Annotated in this window: 21 protein-coding genes; 11 read left to right on the top strand and 10 right to left on the bottom strand. The window is 34.8% G+C overall.

Annotated features, from left to right (window positions below; translation table 11 throughout):
• Window positions 1–86 precede the first annotated feature (86 nt).
• The gene (locus tag R1T42_RS06680; protein WP_317291773.1) at window positions 87–1,631 is read left to right on the top strand and encodes a sensor histidine kinase; all 1,545 of its coding nucleotides are present in this window, start codon (window positions 87–89) and stop codon (window positions 1,629–1,631) included.
• Between the two features lie 4 nt (window positions 1,632–1,635).
• A complete protein-coding gene (locus tag R1T42_RS06675) occupies window positions 1,636–2,352 on the top strand; it encodes a response regulator transcription factor (protein ID WP_317291772.1) in 717 nt (238 codons plus the stop codon).
• On the opposite strand, the gene miaA is transcribed toward R1T42_RS06675, so the two are convergent.
• From miaA to uvrA, 6 genes are all read right to left on the bottom strand, one after another.
• Entirely contained in the window at window positions 2,349–3,308 is a 960-nt protein-coding gene (gene miaA, locus R1T42_RS06670) for a tRNA (adenosine(37)-N6)-dimethylallyltransferase MiaA (protein WP_317291771.1), read from the bottom strand. The two genes, R1T42_RS06675 and miaA, sit on opposite strands and share 4 nt — an antisense overlap.
• On the bottom strand, window positions 3,262–4,125 hold the full coding sequence (locus tag R1T42_RS06665) for an ion transporter (protein ID WP_317291770.1): 864 nt from the start codon (window positions 4,123–4,125) through the stop codon (window positions 3,262–3,264). Before R1T42_RS06665 ends, miaA begins: the two co-directional genes overlap by 47 nt.
• Entirely contained in the window at window positions 4,125–6,539 is a 2,415-nt protein-coding gene (locus R1T42_RS06660; RefSeq protein ID WP_317291769.1) for an alpha-ketoacid dehydrogenase subunit alpha/beta, read from the bottom strand. Before R1T42_RS06660 ends, R1T42_RS06665 begins: the two co-directional genes overlap by 1 nt.
• A gap of 58 nt (window positions 6,540–6,597) precedes the next feature.
• On the bottom strand, window positions 6,598–9,348 hold the full coding sequence (locus tag R1T42_RS06655; RefSeq protein ID WP_317291768.1) for a gluzincin family metallopeptidase: 2,751 nt from the start codon (window positions 9,346–9,348) through the stop codon (window positions 6,598–6,600).
• A gap of 146 nt (window positions 9,349–9,494) precedes the next feature.
• Entirely contained in the window at window positions 9,495–10,184 is a 690-nt protein-coding gene (locus R1T42_RS06650) for an LOG family protein (RefSeq protein ID WP_042270141.1), read from the bottom strand.
• A gap of 110 nt (window positions 10,185–10,294) precedes the next feature.
• A complete protein-coding gene (gene uvrA / locus R1T42_RS06645; RefSeq protein ID WP_317291767.1) occupies window positions 10,295–13,129 on the bottom strand; it encodes an excinuclease ABC subunit UvrA in 2,835 nt (944 codons plus the stop codon).
• Window positions 13,130–13,382: 253 nt separating this feature from the next.
• On the opposite strand from uvrA, the gene R1T42_RS06640 reads away from it, so the two are divergent.
• The 3 genes from R1T42_RS06640 (at window position 13,383) to R1T42_RS06630 (ending at window position 14,604) form a co-directional block, all read left to right on the top strand.
• Window positions 13,383–13,865: a DoxX family protein gene (locus R1T42_RS06640; RefSeq protein ID WP_317291766.1), complete on the top strand. Its 483-nt coding sequence runs from the start codon at window positions 13,383–13,385 to the stop codon at window positions 13,863–13,865.
• An 83-nt stretch (window positions 13,866–13,948) separates the two neighbouring features.
• On the top strand, window positions 13,949–14,401 hold the full coding sequence (locus R1T42_RS06635) for a hypothetical protein (protein WP_317291765.1): 453 nt from the start codon (window positions 13,949–13,951) through the stop codon (window positions 14,399–14,401).
• Window positions 14,401–14,604 (top strand): helix-turn-helix transcriptional regulator, encoded by a 204-nt coding sequence (locus tag R1T42_RS06630; RefSeq protein ID WP_036584559.1) that lies wholly within the window; start codon window positions 14,401–14,403, stop codon window positions 14,602–14,604. Before R1T42_RS06635 ends, R1T42_RS06630 begins: the two co-directional genes overlap by 1 nt.
• Here R1T42_RS06630 and R1T42_RS06625 read toward each other — a convergent pair whose 3' ends face one another.
• Window positions 14,605–15,312: a hypothetical protein gene (locus R1T42_RS06625; RefSeq protein ID WP_317291764.1), complete on the bottom strand. Its 708-nt coding sequence runs from the start codon at window positions 15,310–15,312 to the stop codon at window positions 14,605–14,607.
• A gap of 57 nt (window positions 15,313–15,369) precedes the next feature.
• Between R1T42_RS06625 and R1T42_RS06620 the strand changes: the two genes are divergently transcribed.
• Window positions 15,370–15,891 carry a hypothetical protein gene (locus R1T42_RS06620; protein WP_042247526.1) on the top strand — a complete coding sequence of 174 codons (522 nt, stop codon included), beginning with the start codon at window positions 15,370–15,372 and terminating at the stop codon, window positions 15,889–15,891.
• A 124-nt stretch (window positions 15,892–16,015) separates the two neighbouring features.
• On the opposite strand, the gene R1T42_RS06615 is transcribed toward R1T42_RS06620, so the two are convergent.
• Window positions 16,016–16,558: an inorganic diphosphatase gene (locus tag R1T42_RS06615; protein ID WP_036584563.1), complete on the bottom strand. Its 543-nt coding sequence runs from the start codon at window positions 16,556–16,558 to the stop codon at window positions 16,016–16,018.
• Window positions 16,559–16,751: 193 nt separating this feature from the next.
• Between R1T42_RS06615 and R1T42_RS06610 the strand changes: the two genes are divergently transcribed.
• The 4 genes from R1T42_RS06610 to R1T42_RS06595 all read left to right on the top strand — a co-directional run bounded on the left by R1T42_RS06610 (window position 16,752) and on the right by R1T42_RS06595 (window position 21,069).
• Window positions 16,752–17,897: a vWA domain-containing protein gene (locus R1T42_RS06610; RefSeq protein ID WP_105069664.1), complete on the top strand. Its 1,146-nt coding sequence runs from the start codon at window positions 16,752–16,754 to the stop codon at window positions 17,895–17,897.
• A 75-nt stretch (window positions 17,898–17,972) separates the two neighbouring features.
• The gene (locus R1T42_RS06605; protein ID WP_317291763.1) at window positions 17,973–18,629 is read left to right on the top strand and encodes a hypothetical protein; all 657 of its coding nucleotides are present in this window, start codon (window positions 17,973–17,975) and stop codon (window positions 18,627–18,629) included.
• 104 nt (window positions 18,630–18,733) lie between these two features.
• Window positions 18,734–20,197, top strand: a complete 1,464-nt coding sequence (locus R1T42_RS06600; protein WP_317291762.1) for a magnesium chelatase — start codon at window positions 18,734–18,736, stop codon at window positions 20,195–20,197.
• 11 nt (window positions 20,198–20,208) lie between these two features.
• Window positions 20,209–21,069 (top strand): hypothetical protein, encoded by an 861-nt coding sequence (locus R1T42_RS06595; protein ID WP_317291761.1) that lies wholly within the window; start codon window positions 20,209–20,211, stop codon window positions 21,067–21,069.
• Here the strand turns inward: R1T42_RS06595 and R1T42_RS06590 are convergent.
• Entirely contained in the window at window positions 21,066–21,815 is a 750-nt protein-coding gene (locus R1T42_RS06590; RefSeq protein ID WP_042270157.1) for a thioredoxin family protein, read from the bottom strand. The genes R1T42_RS06595 and R1T42_RS06590 overlap by 4 nt on opposite strands.
• 154 nt (window positions 21,816–21,969) lie before the next feature.
• Between R1T42_RS06590 and mazG the strand changes: the two genes are divergently transcribed.
• Entirely contained in the window at window positions 21,970–22,743 is a 774-nt protein-coding gene (gene mazG / locus R1T42_RS06585; protein WP_317291760.1) for a nucleoside triphosphate pyrophosphohydrolase, read from the top strand.
• A 58-nt stretch (window positions 22,744–22,801) separates the two neighbouring features.
• Here the strand turns inward: mazG and R1T42_RS06580 are convergent, their stop codons facing one another.
• Window positions 22,802–22,957, bottom strand: a complete 156-nt coding sequence (locus tag R1T42_RS06580) for a YqaE/Pmp3 family membrane protein (RefSeq protein WP_036584577.1) — start codon at window positions 22,955–22,957, stop codon at window positions 22,802–22,804.
• Between the last annotated feature and the right edge of the window lie 119 nt (window positions 22,958–23,076).

The raw sequence follows: 23,076 nt of genomic DNA, 5'->3' as shown, positions 1-23,076 counted from the left end.
ACATTTGGTTAAACGCTTTTTAACACTTTACGATAGTGTTAAATTTGTGCGTGCAACAGAAATTACTTTATACATTAATTGCTCTGATGAGCCTTTCATTAGCAGGTATTATTGCGGTCCAGATTTACTGGATTGTCGATAGTATCAATGGAAGAAATGAACAATTCTCCTTTGCGGTAAGACAATCATTAGTAAATGTAGCTAAAGAAATAGAAGACCAAGAAGTTGAATATTATTACAGGGCTGTAAATCGAGCTATAGATAGTTTAGATATAGCTCCCAACTCAATGAACATGAGTTCTCTTTTGATGCGTATAAGGGATGCAAATGTTGATGAGGCAATTACATATTCTAATAGTATTCAAGGTGAGAGCTACAAGCTTAATGCTCCTATATTAGATATAGAAATGGATAGCGTGATGTTTACTAAGTTGTTAAATCGTCGTGTAAAAACTATTAAGCGCAATACTTCATTAGACGGTGCACCTGTTAATTCTGAAGAGTCCTATGAGAAATTAAATCAATGGGACATGTTGAGTAAAAAAATGTTCATGGAATCCATAGCAGATCAATCTGCTAGTCTTCCTATAACTCAGCGTGTAACTAATAAACAGGTCCAGGAATTACTAAGTAAAGAATTGAAAGAACGTCAGCTTAATTCTAGTTTTGAATTTGCTATACATCAGGATAATTTTCCTACCAGAATTCAATCTGCTAATTTTGATGTCGATGATTATTTTACATGGGGAATTCCGGTTTTTAATTCTGATAGCGCAAATAACCAATCTTATAAACTATTAATCAATCTACCAGGAAGACAAAAGTTTATTTTGTCATCTGTTTTAGGTATGGCTGGTCTTTCATTAGTATTTACTCTTATTATTGTAATTGCTTACTCTAGTGCTATATCCCAATTGTTTCAACAACGTCAGATATCACAGATTAAAACGGATTTTATAAATAATATGACGCATGAGTTTAAAACACCTATTGCGACCATTAACCTGGCATTAGACTCCTTAAAACATCCCAAGATAAGTTCAGATCCTGAAAAGGTTGCTAATTATCTTAGAATGATTAGAGAAGAAAATAAAAGAATGCATTCACAAGTAGAGAATGTTTTGCGTATTTCTAAATTAGAAAAGAACGATTTAGATATTCAAAAAGAGAATTTAGATCTCAACGATGTCTTAGAAGATAGTATTTCACACATAGCCTTAATTCTAGAGCAAAGAGGTGGCTCTCTACACCGTCACTTTGGTGCATTGCGCACGACTGTGCTTGCAAATGAAAGTCATTTGAGTAACGTATTTGTTAATGTTTTAGAAAACGCAATTAAATATACTGATGAATCTGAAGCTCCTGTCATAGATATTTATACAGAAAATGTCAGAGATAAGATTGTCATTAAAGTAAGAGATCAAGGAATAGGGATGAGTAAGACAGCTCAACGCAAAGTATTCCAAAAATTCTTTAGAGAACATACTGGTAATATTCACAACGTAAAAGGACATGGTTTAGGTCTAGCATATGCTCAACGCATTGTTGATGACCATCATGGCGATATTTATGTGGAGAGTGAAAAAGGCCAAGGAAGCACATTTATAATTAATTTACCTTTAATAACTTAAACTTATGGAAACTGTAAACAAAAAGATTCTTCTTGTTGAAGACGATCCCAACTTTGGGACAGTATTAAAAGATTACCTAATGATGAACGACTTTGACGTGGTGCACGCAAAGAATGGAATGGAAGGGTTTGAAAAATTTAAAAAAGATAACTATGATCTTTGTATCCTAGATGTAATGATGCCATATAAAGATGGTTTTACACTAGCCAAAGAAATAAGAGAAAAAAATGAAGAAGTTCCTATCATTTTCTTAACTGCAAAAGCAATGAAAGAAGATGTTCTTAGAGGTTATAAGGTAGGAGCAGACGACTATTTAAATAAGCCATTTGACAGTGAAGTATTGCTTATGAAAATCAAAGCAATTATTCAACGTAAAGGAGCAGATAGTCTAGCAGATTCTAAAGAATTTGAATTTCAGATTGGTAACTTCCATTTAAATTCAAAACTTAGATTCTTAACTCTTAATGATAAAGAGCCTATTAAATTATCTCCTAAAGAGAATGAGTTATTGCGTTTACTCGCATTACATCTTAATGATCTAATGCCTCGTGAACTTGCACTTACTAAAATATGGAGAGATGATAATTACTTTACCTCTCGTAGTATGGATGTATATATTGCAAAACTACGTAAGTATTTAAGATCTGACGAGAACGTAGAAATCGTGAATATTCACGGTGAAGGATTCCGTTTACTAGTAAAAGATCAAGTAGATTTTTAATTATTAAAGTCCATAAGTTTTTCACTTACTCGCTGCACAATATCTGTGTGGCGAGTTTTGTAGTGAAACCACATCACGTCTTGGTCCTTACGATACCAGGTCATTTGTCTCTTTGCAAACCGGCGTGAATTTCTTTTAATTAACCGTATTCCTTCTTCTAAATTGTAACTGTTTTCAAAAACACCCATCAATTCTTGATAACCAACAGTTTTTAAAGAGGTAAGATCTTTAAAGGGTAATAGTGATTTAGCCTCACTAACAAGACCATTGTTGATCATGATATCAACTCTAGCATTGATACGATCATACAATTCATCTCTTGGAGCTTCTAGACCGATTTTAATGATATTAAAATCTCGTTGCTGCTTAACACCGGATCGATATTGAGTAAATGTATTTCCTGTAGCTCTACAAATTCCTAAGGCGCGTATTAATCTTCTCGGGTTTTGTAAATCAACCTGATTATAGTATTCAGGATCTTTCATTTTTAGTTCTTCTTGTAAAGCTTCAATGCCATCTTCCTTATAAAGTGATTCGATCGCATCATTTATTGTATCAGGAACTTCTGGTAATTGATCTAGACCGTGTGTCACCGCTTTTTCATATAATGCACTGCCGCCTACCATGATTACTGTTTCACGTGATTTGAATAAGTTTTCTAGCAATTTAACAGCATCTCTTTCAAAATCTCCAACTGAATAGGAATCATGAATACTTAAGTTTTGAATAAAATGATGATTAGCTTCTGCGAGTTCTTCCTTAGATGGAACAGCGGTACCTATCGTCATTTCTTTAAAAAATTGCCTAGAGTCGCAGGAAATAATTTCTGTTTTATACGCTTTCGCGAAAGCAATACTTAAAGCAGTCTTTCCAACTGCGGTAGGCCCTACAATAACGATAAGATTTTTTTTAGTCATGTAGTGGATAGCCACATTTGTGACAGAATTGAGCAGCATCTTGATGCTTTTTGGCTAGACAATTTTGACAGACTTGAGTATTCACATGTCTATAATTAGGGCTTTCAGATCCAAGGTTGTCGCTTTTGCTTTTTAAATCTTGAGCATATTCAGCACTTACAATTCCCGTGGGTACTGCAATAATTCCGTAACCCATAATCATAATCAAGGTAGCTAGAAATTGACCTAAAGGCGTCTCTGGAGCGATATCACCAAAGCCTACGGTAGTCAATGTAACGATACACCAATAAATTGATTTAGGGATACTGTCAAAACCATGTTCTGGTCCTTCAACAAGGTACATTAAGGTTCCAAAGATGATTGAAACTACCATGACTGCAAATAGAAAGACCGCAATCTTGGGGCCACTAGATTTTATGGCTTTACTTAATTTATCTGCTTCACCTATATATCTAGTTACTTTTAAAATTCTAAAAACTCTTAAAAGTCTCAAAGATCTTACAGCCAGTAGCGCACTGAAACCGCCAAAGAAAAAAGTAAGATACAAAGGTATGGTCGATAAGAAATCGATAATCCCGTAAAAGCTAAAAATATACTTAGTCGGTTTATTAATTGAGATGACTCTCAAAATATACTCGATAGTGAAAAAGATGGTTACTATCCACTCTGCAGTGATAAATGTAATAGCATATTTTTCACCTAATCCAGGTATGCTCTCTAGCATTACCAGTATTAGACTTATGACAATAAGAACTAACAATATAACATCAAACCACTTTCCAGCAGGCGTGTCTGCTTCATAAATTATTTCATGAATCTTACGTTTCCAGGCAGGTGCAGATGTCGTATTATGCATTAATAATTTTTAGGATATTTTGCAGGTTGAGCTTCATTCATGATAGCATATACTTTATCAAATATATCATCTACACTAGGTTTGGAGAAATAATCGCCATCTGTACTATATGCTGGTCTGTGTGCTTTTGCAGCTAGAGCTTGAGGTTTACTGTCTAGGTATCTCCATGCATTTTGTTCATCAACAATTTTTTGTAAAATAAATGCACTAGCGCCGCCAGGTACATCCTCATCGATGACTAATAGGCGATTTGTTTTTGCAACGCTATCCTTAATTTCTTGATTTATATCAAAAGGTAGTAAAGATTGTACATCGATAATCTCTATGTCAATTCCAGCTCTTTCTAATTCAACTGCAGCTTCTTCTATAAGTCTTAAGGTTGACCCATAAGATACTACGGTAATATCTTTCCCTTCCTTAAGAATTTCTATTTGCCCAATAGGTGTTTTAAACTCACCTAAATTGACAGGTAGTTTTTCTTTAAGTCTATAACCGTTAAGACACTCTACAATTAGCGCAGGCTCATCACTCTCTAACATAGTATTGTAAAAACCAGCGGCTTGCGTCATGTTACGTGGCACTAAGACGTGAATACCTCTTACAGAGTTGATGATTCCTCCCATAGGTGAACCACTGTGCCATATTCCTTCTAGTCGGTGACCACGTGTTCTTATGATAAGTGGAGCTTTTTGTCTTCCTGCCGTTCTATATTGAACAGTAGCAAGATCATCACTCATTATTTGTAAACAATAGAGTAGGTAGTCTAAATATTGAATCTCTGCAATAGGTCGTAAGCCACGCATTGCGAGACCTATTCCTTGACCTAATATCGTCGCTTCACGTATGCCTGTGTCAGACACGCGCAGCTCACCATATTTTTCTTGCATGCCTTCCAGCCCTTGATTTACATCACCTATCTCTCCAGCATCTTCACCAAAAATCATAGTATCTGGACGAGAGGCAAAAATAGCATCAAAGTTATCTCTCATGATTAAGCGAGCATCTACTTCTTCAGAGTCATCATTATATTTTGGTACAACAGCTTCAATTTTAGTAGCTGCCTGGGCAGATTCACTATATAAATGACTGCTGTATTTATTTTGAATTTCTTGACTATAACTATTCAACCATTGGTTAAGAGCAGTGATAGCTTCACTATTTTCTTTTAACGTATAGCGCAATGTTTTACGCACTGTTTCAAGAATTTCTTTACGGATGGGCTCTTTAGTAGATTTAAGGTTTTCTATCATTGGTTTGATAAAAACACCATCTGCAGACTGGTTAGCTACATTTTCTAATAAAGGAAGTACGGCATCACGCTCTTGTACAATAGGATTGATAAAAGCAGACCATGCAGCTTTCTTTCCATCGCGTACTTGTTTTTTAATATCCTTTTCAATTGCTGATAACTCGTCATCAGTCGCAAATTCATTATCTAATAACCATTTACGGAACTGTGCATTACAATCAAAAGTACGTTCCCATTCCAGACGTTCTTCGTTCTTATAACGTTCGTGAGAACCACTGGTACTATGCCCTTGTGGCTGAGTTAATTCTTGAACATGGATCAGTACTGGTACATGTTCTTCGCGAGCAATTTTGCTTGCCTTTTCATAGGTTTCTACCAGTTCTACATAATCCCAACCTTTAACGGTCATGATTTCAAAACCAGCATCCTCATGATCACGCTGGAAACCAGCTTGTATTTTAGAAATGCTTTCTTTTGTTGTCTGATGTCTAGCATGTACAGAGATACCATATTCATCATCCCATACACTTATAACCATAGGTACTTGTAAGACACCTGCGGCATTAAAGCTTTCCCAGAAATGTCCTTCACTCGTACTTGCGTTACCTATCGTTCCCCAAGCTACTTCATTACCTTTATTTGAAAAGCCGTTATCCTCAGGAATAAAGTCATTATGTCTGTAAACCTTAGATGCTTGAGCAAGCCCCAGAAGCCTAGGCATCTGTCCAGCAGTAGGAGAGATATCTGCACTTGAGTTTTTCTGATCGATCAACCTTTTCCAGCTTCCATCTTCATTTAAACTATGTGTTGCAAAGTGTCCACCCATTTGACGACCAGCGCTCATAGGTTCTTCTTCAATATCTGTATTTGCATAAAGACCGGCAAAAAACTGTTCTATAGTTAATTCGCCTATTGCCATCATAAAAGTTTGATCACGATAATATCCACTACGGAAATCACCATTTTCAAAAGCACGTGCCCATGCTAATTGAGGAATTTCTTTTCCGTCACCAAAAATTCCAAATTTTGCTTTACCGGTAAGTACTTCACGACGTCCTAAAAGGCTACATTCACGGCTAGTTACCGCAATCTTGTAATCTTTAATCACTTCTTGTTTGAAGTCAGATTTTACTAGTTTTTGTTCTTGGATTTCTTCTGTTTGCATAGCGCTTTTTCTATAATTGCAAAGGTAATGATTAAGCAGTCGAGATGCAATAGCCTTTCTAATACCAACGCCTCGTAAACAAACCAGTAAGAGTATTTAAATCGAGTGTGAGTATAAATCTTACTCGCTGGTCATAATCGCCTTGACCTACTTCCCAGCCATTACTACTATAAATAGGTAAGTAGACTTCAAAATAATCTTGTAATAAATTTAACCTTAAACCAGAATCATAAACGCCAGCAAGTGGAGTGTTACGGTTTTTAACCACACCTACATCTGCATATGCAAATACATATTTCCAGATACTGTATGATGTATTAACCGTGCTTATAAATTGGTTTGCGTATGGTGTTTCTAGTTGTGATTTAAAACCACCTTCGGCAATGATAAGTTGTTGTGAGAAGAAACCACTTTCATCTGAGCGACCATAATAATTATAATCAAATAGGTAATCTGTAGGTCGGTCTAGTGCAAATGAGAAAAAGTTTCCATCATTTTGAGTCTCGTTATGTAAAAATGCACCGCTAAAAAATCTGATGTTTAATTGTCTATTGTCTTTAAACAGTTTTCTCCACTGTGTTCTGAAAGTCGCCTTACTAAATCTGCTAGAGACTTCAACGCCTGCGTTATAGCTAAAGTACCTCTTAAAGTTACGATCTTGATTATTATAGTTGATTGAGAAAACGTTATAATCGGGCTCATTAACTGGATTTGCAGGATCTCTATCCCTATCTACTAATACGTTTCTGAAGGTAAGAAATGATCTTTTATTGCTACGCAAATCTTTAGGTCTGAAACCTAAATTAAGCCAGGCACTCGCACGACGGTACAGTAAATCATCTGCATAAGAAAAACGATTTGCAGACACGCCATAGCGCACAAAATAAATGCTCTCATCATGTTTTTCTAAATTATGTGTATAAGATAAACCGACAGATCCAATTACTTTGTTAGAGTTCAGACCATAAATAGGTTTTAAAGTATATCTGAATGGCTTAGGTAATAATGTCCCATTTGAAAATCGTGCTCCTACAGTGACTCCATCATACACATTAAAACCTAAGTCAGGCATTAAGAAAACTTGTGCTCTTTCTGGATCTTCAATGTCTTTAAAAAGTCTGAATTCAATAGGTCTATTTTGAGCAAATCCTTTTAAAGTTTTATAGTTATCATGCATGGTAAACTCTGGTATGAGTTTTTCATAATTGAGAGAAATTCTGTTGGCACGCTTTCGCGAAAGCGTAATCACAGTATCTTCTACAACATGATCAATCCATATTTTTTCAACGATACTATCTTTATCGAGACTGTAGAGAGCTATAGGAAGATCTCGATCTGATTTGTTTTTAAGAAATACTTTTACGGAATCACCTATGTTTTTTACTCGCTTGATTTTCCAATCCATGCGAGTGTATTTTGTAATATAATCTTTAAAGAACCAGTCGATGTCTTTAGTGTTCTTACTTTCTAGAATAGTTTTAAAATCACTGACGTGAGATAATTTCAACTTATTTTTTTGATAAAACTCTTTAATCGTCTGGTCTACAGAATTATTGCCAGAATAATCTTGAAGATATTTTAAGCCTATAGCAGCTTTATTGATGATTCCTAATTGTTGATTGTACTTTACCAGTGAGTCTGATCTAGTTGTGATACTTTGATCTAGATTCAATCGAGCGGTGTTTAAGTATAAAAAGTTATACTGATCATTAAAATCTAATTGTGTGATATTGAATCCTCTTATTCCCCAAATATTACTAAGCTTACCTGCTATTTTTAAATTTGGATAATAGGTCTGGTTATATTGTTGTAATAAATAGACCATCATACCATCTTGTAGCCAGTTTTCATCTCTGGGATGTAATCTGGCACCACTTTCTAACCATTTTCTGGTCATGGCTTTAATGACTTTTATTTCATAAGTAAAGCCAGCAGGAAAAGGATTGATAAAGCTAGGTAGTGAACTTAAACCATAAACAGGATCTTCTCTATAATATCGATCTGTAATGAGCATATTAGGATATGCATATGACCCTAATTTTTCATTCAAAAATCCAGAAATACGATCAATGAATAAAGCTTTTAATTCTGGTGGTACATCACCATCTTCAATATCTGTGGTAACATTTAAATCAGGAACTCCAAAGTTTTTATAACGTTGAAGATTTTGTTCAAGGTAAAGCTCTACATGGGCTAGGTGGTTGCCTTTTAATAAGTAACTGTTTTTGTAATCTGTTAATCCAGAAGTTATAATAGGTGCATTAGTCACTATTTGATGAGAAGTAGGCAGGTGCAAGGATATAGAGTAATTTGCTAAAGCTGGATAGTAGTCGTTAATTCCTTTATGCGAGAAATATTGCCATTCACCTTGATCAAATACTGCTGGCGTGATGTACCAATAACGCAATGCATAATTGCCTGTACTACTTTTACCATAGCCTGTAAAGTCATCTTCTGGTATTACTATATCATATTGCCAAACAATTATTTTAGATGCGCCTGGTAATAAAGGCTCATTAAGTATTAACTCGATAATATCAACTTGATGAGGTAGCCTTTTTATTGTAAAGTCTAAATTTGCTGTGGAAGATTTAAAGACCGTTTTACCACGATCATCTTCTGGAGCAAATTGAAATTTATTTTTAAAATCCTCAGCAAATCGATTGGCTAGCGGTGTATCTTTAGAACTGAAAGCATGTGCCCAATCCAGCATTACTATTTTATCCCAACTCACATCACTGTCGTTTTTTACAATCATAGAGTCTTTGATATGCAAAACATCAGACTCTGATTCTAAGGTAGCGATCATATGGTGTGAGTGCTGTGCTTGTGAAATACAAGACAACATCAAAAGCAAAACAAACGTAAGTTTTCTCAAATCGTTATGGTATTTGCTTTGGTAGGTTAGCAGTGTACAGAATATTAACGAATAAAATACGAGATTAGTTTTAAGTTTTAGAAGTTAGGACTTAAATCATACTTCTGATAAAACTCATTGATAATAGCAACAGCCTCATCTGATGTGTCCACAACATGTAGTAAATCGATGTCTTCAGGACTAATAGTAAAGAACTTCTTATCTAGTGTGCCTTTAATCCAATCTAGTAATCCACTCCAGAATTCAGTTCCTACTAGAATGATAGGGAACTTACCAATCTTATTAGTTTGAATTAAGGTAATTGCTTCAAACAATTCATCCAAGGTGCCGAATCCACCAGGCATTACTACAAAACCTTGAGAATATTTTACAAACATTACTTTTCTTGCAAAAAAGTAGTCAAAATCTAAACTCTTATCGTGATCGATATATGGGTTATCATGCTGTTCAAATGGCAATGCTATATTTAAACCTACAGATGTACCACCATTAAGGTGCGCACCTTTATTACCTGCTTCCATAATACCAGGTCCACCACCGGTGATAACACCATAGCCATTATCTACAATTTTACCAGCAATTTCTGTCGCTAGTTGATAGTATTTATTATCTGGTTTTAATCGTGCGCTACCAAAAATAGATACACATGGACCGATACGACTCATGCGCTCAAATCCCATTACAAATTCAGATAATATTTTAAAAGTAGCCCAACTGTCGTTAGTCTTCTTTTCATTCCATCCTTTTTCTCTAGCTTCTTTTCTCATAATATTTTTAATTTCTTATATCATACTAGCTTTTGCAGCATGACAATTGTTACGTTATTACATCATGTCTCTAACTAGCACAGACATATATTTTAAATTTTTAAAACTCATTACATCCCTAACTCTTTCTTTAAGAATCGTGCAGTATGACTTGTTTTGTGTTTTGCGACCTTTTCTGGTGTTCCGGTAGCGAGAATTTCTCCACCACCACGTCCACCTTCTGGACCTACATCTATAATATGATCTGCAATTTTAATCACATCCATGTTATGCTCAATAATTAGTACCGTATTACCTTTCTCGACTAGTTTATTAAGAACTAGCAATAATACTCTAATATCTTCAAAATGCAATCCTGTAGTAGGTTCATCTAGTATATAAAAAGTATTACCAGTATCTCTTTTAGATAATTCACTGGCAAGTTTAATACGTTGCGCTTCTCCACCAGATAGAGTAGTGGATTGCTGTCCTAGCGTGACATATCCTAGACCTACATCTTTTATCGTTTTTAATTTGCGATAAATTTTAGGAATAGGTTCAAAGAAGTCTGTTGCTTCATTAATAGTCATATTAAGAACATCACTTATTGATTTTCCTTTATAACGTATTTCTAGTGTTTCCCTATTGAATCGTTTTCCCTGACAGGTCTCACAAGTGACATAAACATCCGGTAAAAAATTCATTTCTATCACACGCAATCCACCACCTTTACAGGTCTCACAACGTCCACCCACTACATTAAAGCTAAATCTACCTGGCTTATAACCACGTATCAATGCTTCTGGAGTTTTAGCAAATAGACTTCTTATCTCGTCAAAGGTTTTAGTATAGGTTGCTGGATTGGAACGTGGTGTTCTTCCTATAGGACTTTGGTTAATGTCAATTACTTTATCTACTGCATCTAGATTTTTAATGCTTTTATAAGGTTTAGGTATTTTTACTCCATTAAAAAAATGAGCATTCATGATAGGGTAGAGCGTCTCATTAATCATGGTTGATTTACCGCTACCAGATACTCCAGTCACGACAATCATTTTACCTAGTGGCAAATCGATGGAAACATTCTTAAGGTTATTACCGGTGCAACCTTTAAGCGATATTTTCTCACCGTTTCCTTTACGTCTTGTTTTAGGGACTTCAATTTCTAGCTTACCATTCATATACTGAGCGGTAAGTGTATCATGATTAAGTATTTCTGCCGGTGTACCTTTTGAAATGATTTCTCCACCATATTTTCCTGCCCGTGGACCTATGTCTATAACATAGTCTGCACGCTCAATCATATCTTTATCATGTTCTACAACTACCACACTGTTACCAGTGTTCCTTAAAGACTCTAGAGAATTAATTAATTTCTCATTATCTCGTTGATGTAGTCCAATACTAGGTTCATCAAGTATATATAAAACACCTACTAATTGTGAACCTATTTGAGTAGCAAGTCTTATTCTTTGTGCCTCGCCACCTGAAAGTGATTTGGCACTACGATTTAGCGATAGATAGTCCAGTCCTACATCTAGCAGAAACTGCAATCTAACACGTATTTCTTTTAAGAGCTCTGTGGCTATCTGTTCTTGCTTTCGCGAAAGCGTGCTTCCCAAACCATCGAACCATTCTACCAGTTCTGCGATGTCCATATTTGCTAACTGCGCGATGTTCATTTCATTAACCTTGAAATAGAGCGATTCTTTGCGCAATCGTGCTCCTTCACAAGATGGACAGTCTATATGATCCATAAACTCTTTTGCCCAACGTTGTAGAGAGGTACTATCATTATTTGTAAAAGTCTGATCTATAAAGTTTGCAATACCTTCAAAATCTATTTTGTACTTACGTTTTACACCTAGGTCTTTAGAATTAACTTCCAAAGACTCATTACCACCATAAAGAATCATTTGAATAGCCTCTTCTGGAATTTTATTTATGGGATCAGTAAGTTTAAAATTAAACTTTTGAGCGATTAGATCCAGCTGCTTAAAAATCCAATCCTTCTTCATGGTAGGATAAGGCGCGAGACCACCTTTAGAGATTGAAATGCTGTGGTCTGGTAATATTTTATCTGGATTTACCTGGTATAATTTCCCGATACCATTACACTTTGGACAGGCACCTTTAGGTGAGTTAAATGAGAAGTTATTAGGTTCAGGTTCTGGATAAGAGATGCCTGTTTCTGGACACATTAATGTTCTAGAGAAATAACGTCCTTCTTTATCGCCAGCTTTAACCAGCATAAGAATATCGTTCCCGTGATACATTGCTGTATTTATGGAAGCATCTAATCTTTTAATATCTTCTTCACTATCGCCAGGTACAATACGATCTATAACTATTTCAATATCGTGTGTTTTATAACGGTCTAGTTTCATCCCTTTTTGAATGTCTAGAATGACACCATCTACACGTACTTTTACAAAACCTTGTTTTGCAATAGATTCAAACAGCTCGCGATAATGTCCTTTTCTTGAGTTAATGACTGGCGCAAGAATGTTGATGCGGTCTCCTTTATATTCATCAATAATAAGGTCCCTTATTTGCTCGTCGCTATAGCTTACCATCTTCTTACCTGTGTTATAAGAATAAGCATCACTGGCTCTTGCAAAAAGAAGTCTCAAAAAGTCATAAATCTCTGTAATCGTTCCTACTGTACTACGCGGACTTTTACTGGTCGTTTTTTGTTCGATAGCGATTACTGGAGAAAGGCCATCTATTTTATCTACATCTGGACGTTCTAATCCACCTAAAAACTGGCGTGCATAAGCACTGAATGTTTCTATATAACGACGCTGACCTTCAGCATATATAGTATCAAATGCTAGCGATGATTTACCTGAACCAGATAAACCAGTGATCACCACTAATTGCTCACGTGGTATATCAATATCGATATTCTTAAGATTGTGTGCTCTTGCACCTTTTACTTCAATAAATTCTTGAGGTCTCGCCATAGTTTTTTGCAATCTTGCGAAGTTACTTAAAGCGCTTTAATATAGAGTTTAAAGTCTACTTAAAGTTATGTGATAATGTTTATAGGATTGTTACGTTGATTAACTTATTTAACGTACTGTTCATCCTTTTTATGTTAATTGATTTATACGGTTAAACAGATAAAATGGAAAGTGGTCTAAAAAACAATTTTTTAAAAACCAAAGGAGAATTAAACACGTCTATAATATCTATTAATCTTTAAAATACGCTTTTATGAAGCATTTATACCAAACCCAAAATGACCAATTCTCTGTCGCTTATTTCCTTTTAAGAACAATTCTAGGTGCATATTTAATCTATCATGCTAGTTTGAATCTTTTTGATTTTGATGCTTTTTACCTAGATAGTATTAATTATTCTGATAAGACTGGTTTTCAAAATTTACTAGGAATAGTATCCCCATTTCTACCATTTGTTGAGCTGTTTATAGGTGTCCTTATCTTAACCGGTTTATATACGTCAGTATGTTTGCGCTGGTCTATTATTTTAGGGATTCTGGTAACTATTTTTCTTCATATAAGTGGAGATTATCAAGCGGCGCTATGGCATACCTACTTAATTGTCGCTAAAGTTATATTAGTCAGTAATCTATATTACAATAGATTATCTGTAGACTATTATCAACTTTGGCAAGTATATAATGAGACAGAATCTGAAGATGTAGAAGAGTACATCAAATATGAGACTATTGAATAAATAAAAAATAATAACTTGTAAAACATAGTATTCTTTCCATAATGTAAAGTATATTTGTCAGTATTATAAAATAACTTTACAATATGAAAAATTCTGTTTTAAAAAGATTTTGCGAGTTAGAAAAAAAAGGTGGTGCATTTCCATTATTACCAGCTTCATTTTTATGGATAGGTATAGGAGTATGTATTCTTTCTATTCTTACAATGACAATAGTAGCCTTACAGGCAGGTGATCATGTTCTTTTTTTTAAGGAATTGTGTATGCATTTTATTTTAGTTGGTCTTTTTATAATGACACTAGCTAAAGATAAAAATGAAGATGAACGCATTAAAAGATTAAGGTATCGAGCGTTTGCTTTTGCATTTGTATTAGGGACATTCACACTATTGATGATGAGAATAGTAGTCGTTACAATTAATAGTATCAAAGATGAGTTACCACAGCAATGGGAATATAATCAGAGTTTTTTCTTTATTATCTCTTCATATCTGTTTTATTATCTAATGTACTTTCAGATTTTTAAAAAGCAGTTGTAATGAAGAATACAGTTCATGTACAACGTGCGATCCATCAGATGAATCAAACAGAATTAGCTCAAGCTATTGGTGTATCTAGACAAACGATAAGTTCTATTGAGAAAAATAGATATGTACCATCAACCGTACTAGCTCTCAAAATGGCTAGACTTTTTAAAGTACCTGTTGAAGATATTTTTATTCTTGAAGAAAGTGATGAGTGATTATTTCATCACTTTCACATTAGTAACGGGTATTTCTATACCATACAGGCTACGTGTAGTTGGTAAAGGAAAACCACCATCCGTCATTTTCCAATCGCTCCATTTTGCCTCGATACCATCAAAAGGAATAATACTTACCCACATTTTAAAAGCTATAGGAACATTGTTCTCATCAACTTCCCATAGGTAAACGTCACCAGGAGTTGATCCACCAGAATTATAACGTACGAGTAGTTTTCTTTTCCCATCTTCTTTAATGAGCTCGCGCTCTGTGCCAATATCAAAAATTTTATATGGCGCAACAACCCAAAAACTATCATTATTAAAGTTTTTTGAAGCATAGGCAATGGCATCTTCTAATTCTTTACCACTCAGTTTTTGATCACCTTTCCATGCAAAACTTATTTGTGGATATTGAGTTGCATAAGCAACTTTATAGTCTTCCCAGTAAACATCTACAGCATTTTGCTGGACTTTCCATACATATTTATTGACACCTCTAAAAGTCCAATGAATTTCTTTTACTTGCGTAAATTCTTTATTGTTAATCGACTCAAGGATAGCATATCCTAGCTCATCTGCCGCAGCACCTTTTTCTCCTTGCGGTACATCGTCATTAAAAACTATTTTTAAAACGATAAAAACGACTAAAAGTAACGCAAGTATCCCTAGAACGATTTTTAATAAAATTCTTCCGATTTTTTTCAAAGCTGAATGTTTTTGTGCAATTTCGGGTCAAAGATAATGGACATAATAATATAACAAATGAAATTACTAGGAATAGGCTCAAGAATTAATCATGACTCATATGGTTTTGGTGTCGTTACTAATGTTACTGCAAAACATTATTGGGTTACTTTTCAAAAAGACGGATTAGAGACATTAGATCTGGATGAAGAATTTGAGGTTATTGAGGCCTGTGAGGATGACGTGGATACGGTAAGTTTTTATGACGTAGAGAAAAGCTTAAGAGAGATATTAGAACGATTCTCTGACGTGACGCAAATCGTTCCTCTTGCAGATAAGTATAAGAATGGTACTATGGTGCTCAAACCAGCAGATTCTAACCTGTCTGTAAAAGAAATACCTATTAACACTTTCTGGCATAAAATTGTCATGCTGCGAGATAGACTACGTGTTATGGAACAAAAGATCAATAGCTCAGATCTAGATGATCAGGCTAAAGTTGATTTACAACAGTACATTACAAGGATATATGGTAGCTTAACGACATTTAACGTATTATTTGCTAGTAAAGAACAGCAGTTTAAAGGTAGTGGTAAATAGTTTATGGAATAGCATCTTCAACTTTGAGCTGATGAATACTGCGGTAAAATATTTTCAAATAAAAATCCAGCTCTTAGAGCTGGATTTTTTTTACATCACTACTTAAAGTAGGTAAGTAGAAGGCCTATTGATTGTTAGGAAACTTCTTTTTATAATCTTCAATAGATTGTTTAACGATTTCCATCGCCTTATCACGACCTTGAAACTCTTCAACCTCTACAGTTTTATTTTCTAATTTTTTATAATCTTGGAAGAAATTACGCATTTCTTTTTTCCAGAATTCTGGTAATTCACTTACATCATTAAAGTGAGCAACAGACATATCGTTTGCAGCAACAGCGATAATTTTATCGTCCATCTCGCCACCATCTAACATTTGCATTACACCTATAACCTTAGCCTCTACCAGACACATAGGTACAATCTCAATTTGAGATAATACTAAAATATCTAGTGGATCTTCATCATCACAATATGTTTGTGGAATGAAGCCATAGTTGGTTGGGTAATACATAGAAGAATAGATAACTCTATCCAGTATCAACATACCAGAATCTTTATCTAATTCATATTTTGCTCTTGTATTCTTAGGGATTTCAATAATTCCCATTACTTTCTCTGGCGCATCTTCGCCATAACTTACATCATGCCATGGATGTTGTCTCATAGTTCTCTGTTTTTCAAGGCTGCAAAAGTAGTATGGTTTACGCTTTCGCGAAAGCATTTTCTGATTAACTTATCGGTAAAAGTGGTCAGTTTACACCTAAAACAGATTTTTTTACCCTTTTCTAAACTTTAAACCCATGTTAAATTGAATCTTTAAGGAAGGAAATGCCATTTTTCACGACTATCTTTAACCTATGATGCAAGAAAGAGCAGGTTATAAATTTGAACTTTTTAACCCTAAAGATGTTGATCCATTTGATAAACTATTTGGGATTTTTAAAGAACTCATTACACACACTTCAGGTGATTTTGATGAGGCTATCGATTGGCTTCGTGAACTTGATAAAGAATATCAACTTACCACACCAGACTATACGATTGAAGATTTTATCAATGATTTACTAGAACGCGGTTTTATAAAGCAAGAAATAGATCCCAATGCTGGCGGCGATGGAAGTGGTGATGATGAAAACCCAGCTGGTTTTACGATTACTGCAAAGACAGAACAGCTATTACGCAAGCATGCCCTAGAACAAATCTTTGGTAACATGCGTAAAGGAAATAGTGGTAATCATAAAACAGGTAAACTTGGCCAAGGTGATGAACACAGTGGAGATTACAGAGCTTATCGTTTTGGTGATGGACTGGACCGTATTTCTATGACAGAGAGTTTGCGCAATGCGCATATCAATCATGGTATGGGAAACTTTAACCTGACTGAAGATGATTTAGTCGTAGAAGATACACAGTTTAAAGCCCAAATGTCTACGGTGTTAATGATAGACATCTCGCACTCCATGATTTTGTATGGAGAAGATCGTATCACACCTGCTAAAAAAGTAGCAATGGCACTCGCAGAGTTAATAACGACTCGTTATCCTAAAGACACTTTAGATATTATCGTTTTCGGTAACGATGCCTGGCCCATAAAAATTGCCGATTTGCCTTACCTCAAAGTAGGACCTTATCATACTAATACGGTCGCTGGTTTACAACTTGCCATGGATATACTGCGTCGCAAGCGTAATACCAATAAACAAATCTTTATGATTACTGACGGGAAACCGAGTTGTTTGCGATTAAAAGATGGGCGTTATTATAAAAACAGTAATGGACTTGATGAATACATCGTAGAGAAGTGTTACACCATGGCAGCACAAGCAAGAAGATTGCACATTCCCATAACCACATTTATGATAGCCAACGATCCTTATTTACAACGATTTGTAGATGAGTTTACTGAGGCTAATCAAGGAAAAGCATTTTTCACAGGACTGCAAGGTCTAGGGGAAATGATCTTTACAGATTATGAAGCAAATAGAAAGAAACGTTTGAAGTGATAGAATAATATAAATGTCAGACTGAGCTTGTAAAAGTTAAATTGAAAATCCAATCAAGACTCTCAAACCCATAAAATGAAAAACTACGATAAAGAAAAATATAAGATCTGGAACTGGAAACATCCTATGATGTTACATTGGATTATTAATCCTGGAGTAGCAGTTTCTGAATTTGTAGGTGTTGTCACTCCTAAGGTTCTGTTTATAGAGAAGGATAATAGCAAAGGACTTGCTGAGCGTACTTATATACCATGTCCACATTGCGATACCATACATTCTGGATTAAAATGGTCTAAGCAAAATAATACTCATAATAAAAACTGGTATGGTTACCATTGTGATAATTGCCAGGAAACAATCCCGCCATTGCGCAATTGGTTTTCGGCATTAGTTTTTGGAGCTTTAAAGCCGTTCAATAAAAACAATAGAGAAAGATGGAAGGCAGCGCAGCCCGCGCGATTTGAGAATTTGAATATGACGTTTGAAGCAAAAAAAATAACGATTAAAAAGGGATTAAAAATAAGTCTGTTTTTTGGAGGATTTATGTTTGTCTTTATGACGTTATACTACTGGCTCTTAGGAGAATCTTTGAGTACTAACCTCATCATTATGAATGCTGTACTATGGTTGATTGGTGGACTTTGTTTTGGTTTTATAATGAGAGCCTTTGCAAACCGACAAATAGAAAAATCTATTAAGAGTAGACAGGGGAAATTAGAGGCTGACTCATAAATAAGTCAATAATAAACATATAGTTAACACTTTAAAAATGAGTCTGTAATTTTTACAAATGAGATTAAAAACTCGAAAATTTAAGACTCACATAACAATAAAAGATGAACATAGAAAAAATAAACACCTTAGGTCAACTTAAAAAATCAGGATGGGAATCGAGACCTATAAAAGATGAACTAAGAGATAACCTGAGAGAAAATATCAAAAATGGAGTCGATTCTTTTACAGGGATTCATGGTTATGAAAATACCGTAATTCCAGAATTAGAGCGAGCGATTTTATCAAGACATAATATCAACTTACTAGGATTGCGTGGTCAGGCAAAAACCCGACTAGCACGATTAATGACAGGTTTGCTGGATGAGTATATTCCATATATATCAGATAGTGAGATACATGACGATCCATTAGCACCATTATCCAGGACTGCCATTGAGTTGATAGAAAAACATGGTGACAAAACACCCATCTCGTGGTTGCATAGAGATGATCGTTTTTATGAAAAACTAGCAACACCAGATGTTACCGTGGCAGATTTAATAGGTGATATAGATCCTATAAAAGCAGCAAACCTTAAACTAAGCTATGCAGACGACCGAGTGATCCACTATGGAATGATACCACGTGCCAATCGATGCATTTTTGTAATTAATGAATTGCCAGATCTACAAGCACGTATTCAAGTAGCATTATTCAATATTCTGCAAGAAGGCGATATTCAAATACGTGGTTTTAAGTTGAGGTTAGAACTCGATATGCAATTTCTATTCACGGCAAATCCTGAGGATTATACCAATCGAGGTAGTATCGTTACACCGCTTAAAGATCGTATAGGTTCACAAATTTTAACGCACTATCCAGAAACCATAGAAATCGCCAAAACGATTACACAACAAGAAGCTCGTAAAGATGAACGTACTGAAAATACAGTAGCAGTTCCAGAACTAGCAAAAGACTTGCTAGAGCAAATAAGCTTTTGTGCACGTGATAGTGAATATGTAGATGAAAAGAGTGGTGTAAGTGCACGTATGAGCATCACTGCTTATGAAAACTTATTGAGTACTGCAGAACGTCGTGCACTGATGAATGGAGACGATTCGACCACATTACGCTTCTCAGACTTCACTGGTGTCATTCCTTCTATTACTGGTAAAATAGAGTTGGTCTATGAAGGAGAGCAAGAAGGTGCTGCCTTTGTTGCAAATGAATTAATAGGAGATGCGACAAAGAAATTGTTCCCAGAATATTTTCCTGAAATTAAGAAACTTCAAAAACCGGATGAAGAAACGCCTTATGACAAGCTACTAGAATGGTTTTTTAATAATGATGGCTTAGAATTACTTGATGAACTCAATGATGCAGATTATAAAGCACTATTAGATCAGGTAACGCCATTAACAGACCTAGTGGAAAAATACCAGCCAGAATTCCCTATGGAAGATCGTTATTTCTTGAAAGAATTTATTTTATGGTCTTTAGTAGAGTTTGATAAATTGAGTAAAAAACGATTTACTGAAGGATATCAATTTAATGATTTATACAGTAATTTTATCAAAGGGATTTAAAATAAACACTTTTGAAAAGATTACTATTATTCATCATACCGTTATTTCTGTGGAGTTGTGCTGATGAAGCGCAACTTCAAGAAATGACAGAAAAAGAGCGACTTAAGGCAGAAGAACTAGCTAATATTATTCAAGATGCTTATAACCATGACAAGGCAGCTGTTTTATCTGATTATTTTGATGCTATTGAATTCTCAAAAAGGGTAAGAATACCTGAATTGCGACCAGGTGAAAAACCACCTCAAATTGTATTGAACATTATTCACCAGATGTTTGAAACATTTAATAATAATTTATTTGAACATCTTGCTGTAAATGCTTCAAAATTAAATTTGTTACACATTCATAAAAAAGATGATGTCATAAGGCTTACTTACATTCTGGAGAATGAAGAATCTTTCTATAATTATTTAGTTTTCTATATTTCTCCTAATAGTCAAAAGGAATTTGAAATAGCAAACATATATAGCGTTTATGATGGATTAAGTCTAGGTCAAAACGTAAATCAATTTGCCAGTAGATATGGATCTAATTCTATGATTTTTTTAAATGGCCTAATGGAGGCAAATAATATCTATCTAGAAGCAGAGTCGTACATGAATCAAGGTGACTTCAAAAAAGCATATCAATTATTGGACTCCATCGATGATAAACATAAGAATGTTCAAAAATATGCCGCCTCTAGGTTAAGATTGTCTGAGTATGTTGATAATGATACTTATAAGAAAGAGCTTCAAAATATGCAATCCATTTCACCTAATCGACAAAGTAAACTATTATATCAATGTATTATTGATGGACTGGATAATGAAGATGAAGAACGATATATAGAATGTTTTATTGAACTAGAAAACCTGCTTTTTGAAACTTAAGCTTCTAATTTTGTAATCAACTCCTCAATAATTCCAGTAAACTCATTATTCTTTTCGGCTTTTCTTTTTGCTTTTTTAGCCATTTTAAGAGCTTTTCTATTTTCACCATTTTTAGCGAGTAAGTGCGCATAGGTTTCTAGGTTAGAAGTAAACTCTTCAAGCTCTATTGAGCGTTGAATTAAAATAAGTGCGCAAGCTATATCTTGTGGATCAGTAAGTTTTTGATAAATTTTCCAAGATAATGCATTGAGTTGGTGCGCATCATACCAGATGGTCTCTAGATTTTCTACTGTAAGTTTAGGGTTTGCACCTGCAATTAATTCATGTTTTGAAGGTTTGCCACGGTAGGCAAGTAGGTTTCCTTCAATAGTCATGTCGTCATGTCTTTCTATCATATCAACCATATCTTCACGTTTAACGGCGCTACCTGTACGACCTAGCACACGCCCGTTTTTAATAAAAAAGTAGGCAGGAATCGAATTCACTTTTAAAATATCGTCGGCAATATTACTGTCGGTATCCATAAAGTATACTGTGGTATCCACGGTTTCATCCTCATCAATGTCTTGCATGATAGGTTTCATGTAACGACATGGACCACACCAAGACGCTGTAAAGTATAAAACCTTAAGCTGGTTGTCCTCTAGCATTACAGTTTCTTCCATACTTTCATCAGTGACCCAGTTTTGGGCTAGAGTTGGAATGGTTATAACAAGTGCAAAAAAGCTTAAAAGTATCTGTCGCATATCGGATTGTTTGATATAATAGGAACTAATTTTATGCCATCTTTATTGTGGCGATAGGATTGTTTGAATTACGCTTTCGCGAAAGCGTAACAAATATAACTGCTATACCTCACAATTTAATAATAGAAAAACCATTTACATAGTTATAGAAAAAATGAATAATAGAAAAGAGCAACTCGCAGCACTGGATAGGTTATTAACTATAATGGATGAACTGAGAGAAGGTTGTCCATGGGACCGTAAGCAAACGCTAGAATCTTTACGTCATTTAACCATTGAAGAAACCTATGAGTTAGGTGATGCAATTTTAGACAATGATAGAGTAGAGATTCCTAAAGAGTTGGGCGATTTACTATTGCATATTGTCTTTTACTCTAAAATAGGATCAGAGACTGATGAGTGGGATATAGGTACTGTGGCAAATGGTATTTGTGATAAATTAATCTCTAGACATCCACACATCTATGCAGATGTTGAGGTAGCAGATGAAGAAGAGGTAAAGAAAAACTGGGAAGCTCTTAAACTTAAAGAAGGAAAAAGCAGTGTTCTAGAAGGTGTGCCTAAATCCTTGCCAGCACTGGTTAAAAGCTCTCGTATCCAAGATAAAGTAGCAGGTGTTGGTTTTGACTGGGAAAAACCAGAACAGGTAAAAGAAAAGCTAGACGAAGAACTAGATGAATTGCAAGTTGAGGTTGATAAAGGAGATCAAGATAAGATTGAAGCCGAATTTGGTGACGTACTATTTTCACTTGTGAATTTTGGAAAACATCTAGGAGTCAATCCCGAAGATGCCTTAGAGAGAACCAATAAGAAATTCATAAAACGCTTTCAGTATTTAGAAACCAAGGCCAAAGAAATAGGGAAGCAACTAAATGATATGACACTTGCAGAGATGGATGTGTACTGGAATGAAGCTAAGAAGATGTGATATAAAAAAGCCAACTTTTGATAAGTTGGCTTTTTAAATATATATATGTTTTGTGTCTTTATTTGGCAGTTACATAGAAGGCATGTATAACTCCTGGAACAAAAAATATTAGGGTAAGAATTAAATTTATTATAAAATCTTTACCTATTCCTTTATTCATTGCGACACCTACTGGTGGAATAAAAATGTTTAAAATAATGGTTAGAATACTCATGATTGATGTTTTTGATTTACTCAAAGTTATATCAATTTTTAACTTTTTTTCTTAAAAATTATTGAATTGATAATATATTAACTTGTTTGATGTGTTTACGTAATAAGACTTATTGAATG

Origin of the sequence: Nonlabens ulvanivorans, assembly GCF_032922765.1 — a bacterium.
Taxonomy (GTDB): Bacteria; Bacteroidota; Bacteroidia; order Flavobacteriales; family Flavobacteriaceae; genus Nonlabens; species Nonlabens ulvanivorans.
This window is presented reverse-complemented; position numbering and strand designations above follow the sequence as displayed.

Coding starts and splice junctions, on each gene's coding strand:
- R1T42_RS06600 (WP_317291762.1), top strand. CDS start 18,734: ATGAACATAGAAAAAATAAACACCTTAGGTCAACTTAAAAAATCAGGA.
- R1T42_RS06680 (WP_317291773.1), top strand. CDS start 87: ATGAGCCTTTCATTAGCAGGTATTATTGCGGTCCAGATTTACTGGATT.
- R1T42_RS06605 (WP_317291763.1), top strand. CDS start 17,973: ATGAAAAACTACGATAAAGAAAAATATAAGATCTGGAACTGGAAACAT.
- R1T42_RS06665 (WP_317291770.1), bottom strand. CDS start 4,125: ATGCATAATACGACATCTGCACCTGCCTGGAAACGTAAGATTCATGAA.
- miaA (WP_317291771.1), bottom strand. CDS start 3,308: ATGCTGCTCAATTCTGTCACAAATGTGGCTATCCACTACATGACTAAA.
- R1T42_RS06590 (WP_042270157.1), bottom strand. CDS start 21,815: ATGCGACAGATACTTTTAAGCTTTTTTGCACTTGTTATAACCATTCCA.
- R1T42_RS06620 (WP_042247526.1), top strand. CDS start 15,370: ATGAAATTACTAGGAATAGGCTCAAGAATTAATCATGACTCATATGGT.
- R1T42_RS06630 (WP_036584559.1), top strand. CDS start 14,401: ATGAAGAATACAGTTCATGTACAACGTGCGATCCATCAGATGAATCAA.
- R1T42_RS06580 (WP_036584577.1), bottom strand. CDS start 22,957: ATGAGTATTCTAACCATTATTTTAAACATTTTTATTCCACCAGTAGGT.
- mazG (WP_317291760.1), top strand. CDS start 21,970: ATGAATAATAGAAAAGAGCAACTCGCAGCACTGGATAGGTTATTAACT.
- R1T42_RS06610 (WP_105069664.1), top strand. CDS start 16,752: ATGATGCAAGAAAGAGCAGGTTATAAATTTGAACTTTTTAACCCTAAA.
- R1T42_RS06640 (WP_317291766.1), top strand. CDS start 13,383: ATGAAGCATTTATACCAAACCCAAAATGACCAATTCTCTGTCGCTTAT.
- R1T42_RS06635 (WP_317291765.1), top strand. CDS start 13,949: ATGAAAAATTCTGTTTTAAAAAGATTTTGCGAGTTAGAAAAAAAAGGT.
- R1T42_RS06660 (WP_317291769.1), bottom strand. CDS start 6,539: ATGCAAACAGAAGAAATCCAAGAACAAAAACTAGTAAAATCTGACTTC.
- R1T42_RS06655 (WP_317291768.1), bottom strand. CDS start 9,348: ATGATCGCTACCTTAGAATCAGAGTCTGATGTTTTGCATATCAAAGAC.
- R1T42_RS06650 (WP_042270141.1), bottom strand. CDS start 10,184: ATGAGAAAAGAAGCTAGAGAAAAAGGATGGAATGAAAAGAAGACTAAC.
- R1T42_RS06675 (WP_317291772.1), top strand. CDS start 1,636: ATGGAAACTGTAAACAAAAAGATTCTTCTTGTTGAAGACGATCCCAAC.
- R1T42_RS06615 (WP_036584563.1), bottom strand. CDS start 16,558: ATGAGACAACATCCATGGCATGATGTAAGTTATGGCGAAGATGCGCCA.
- uvrA (WP_317291767.1), bottom strand. CDS start 13,129: ATGGCGAGACCTCAAGAATTTATTGAAGTAAAAGGTGCAAGAGCACAC.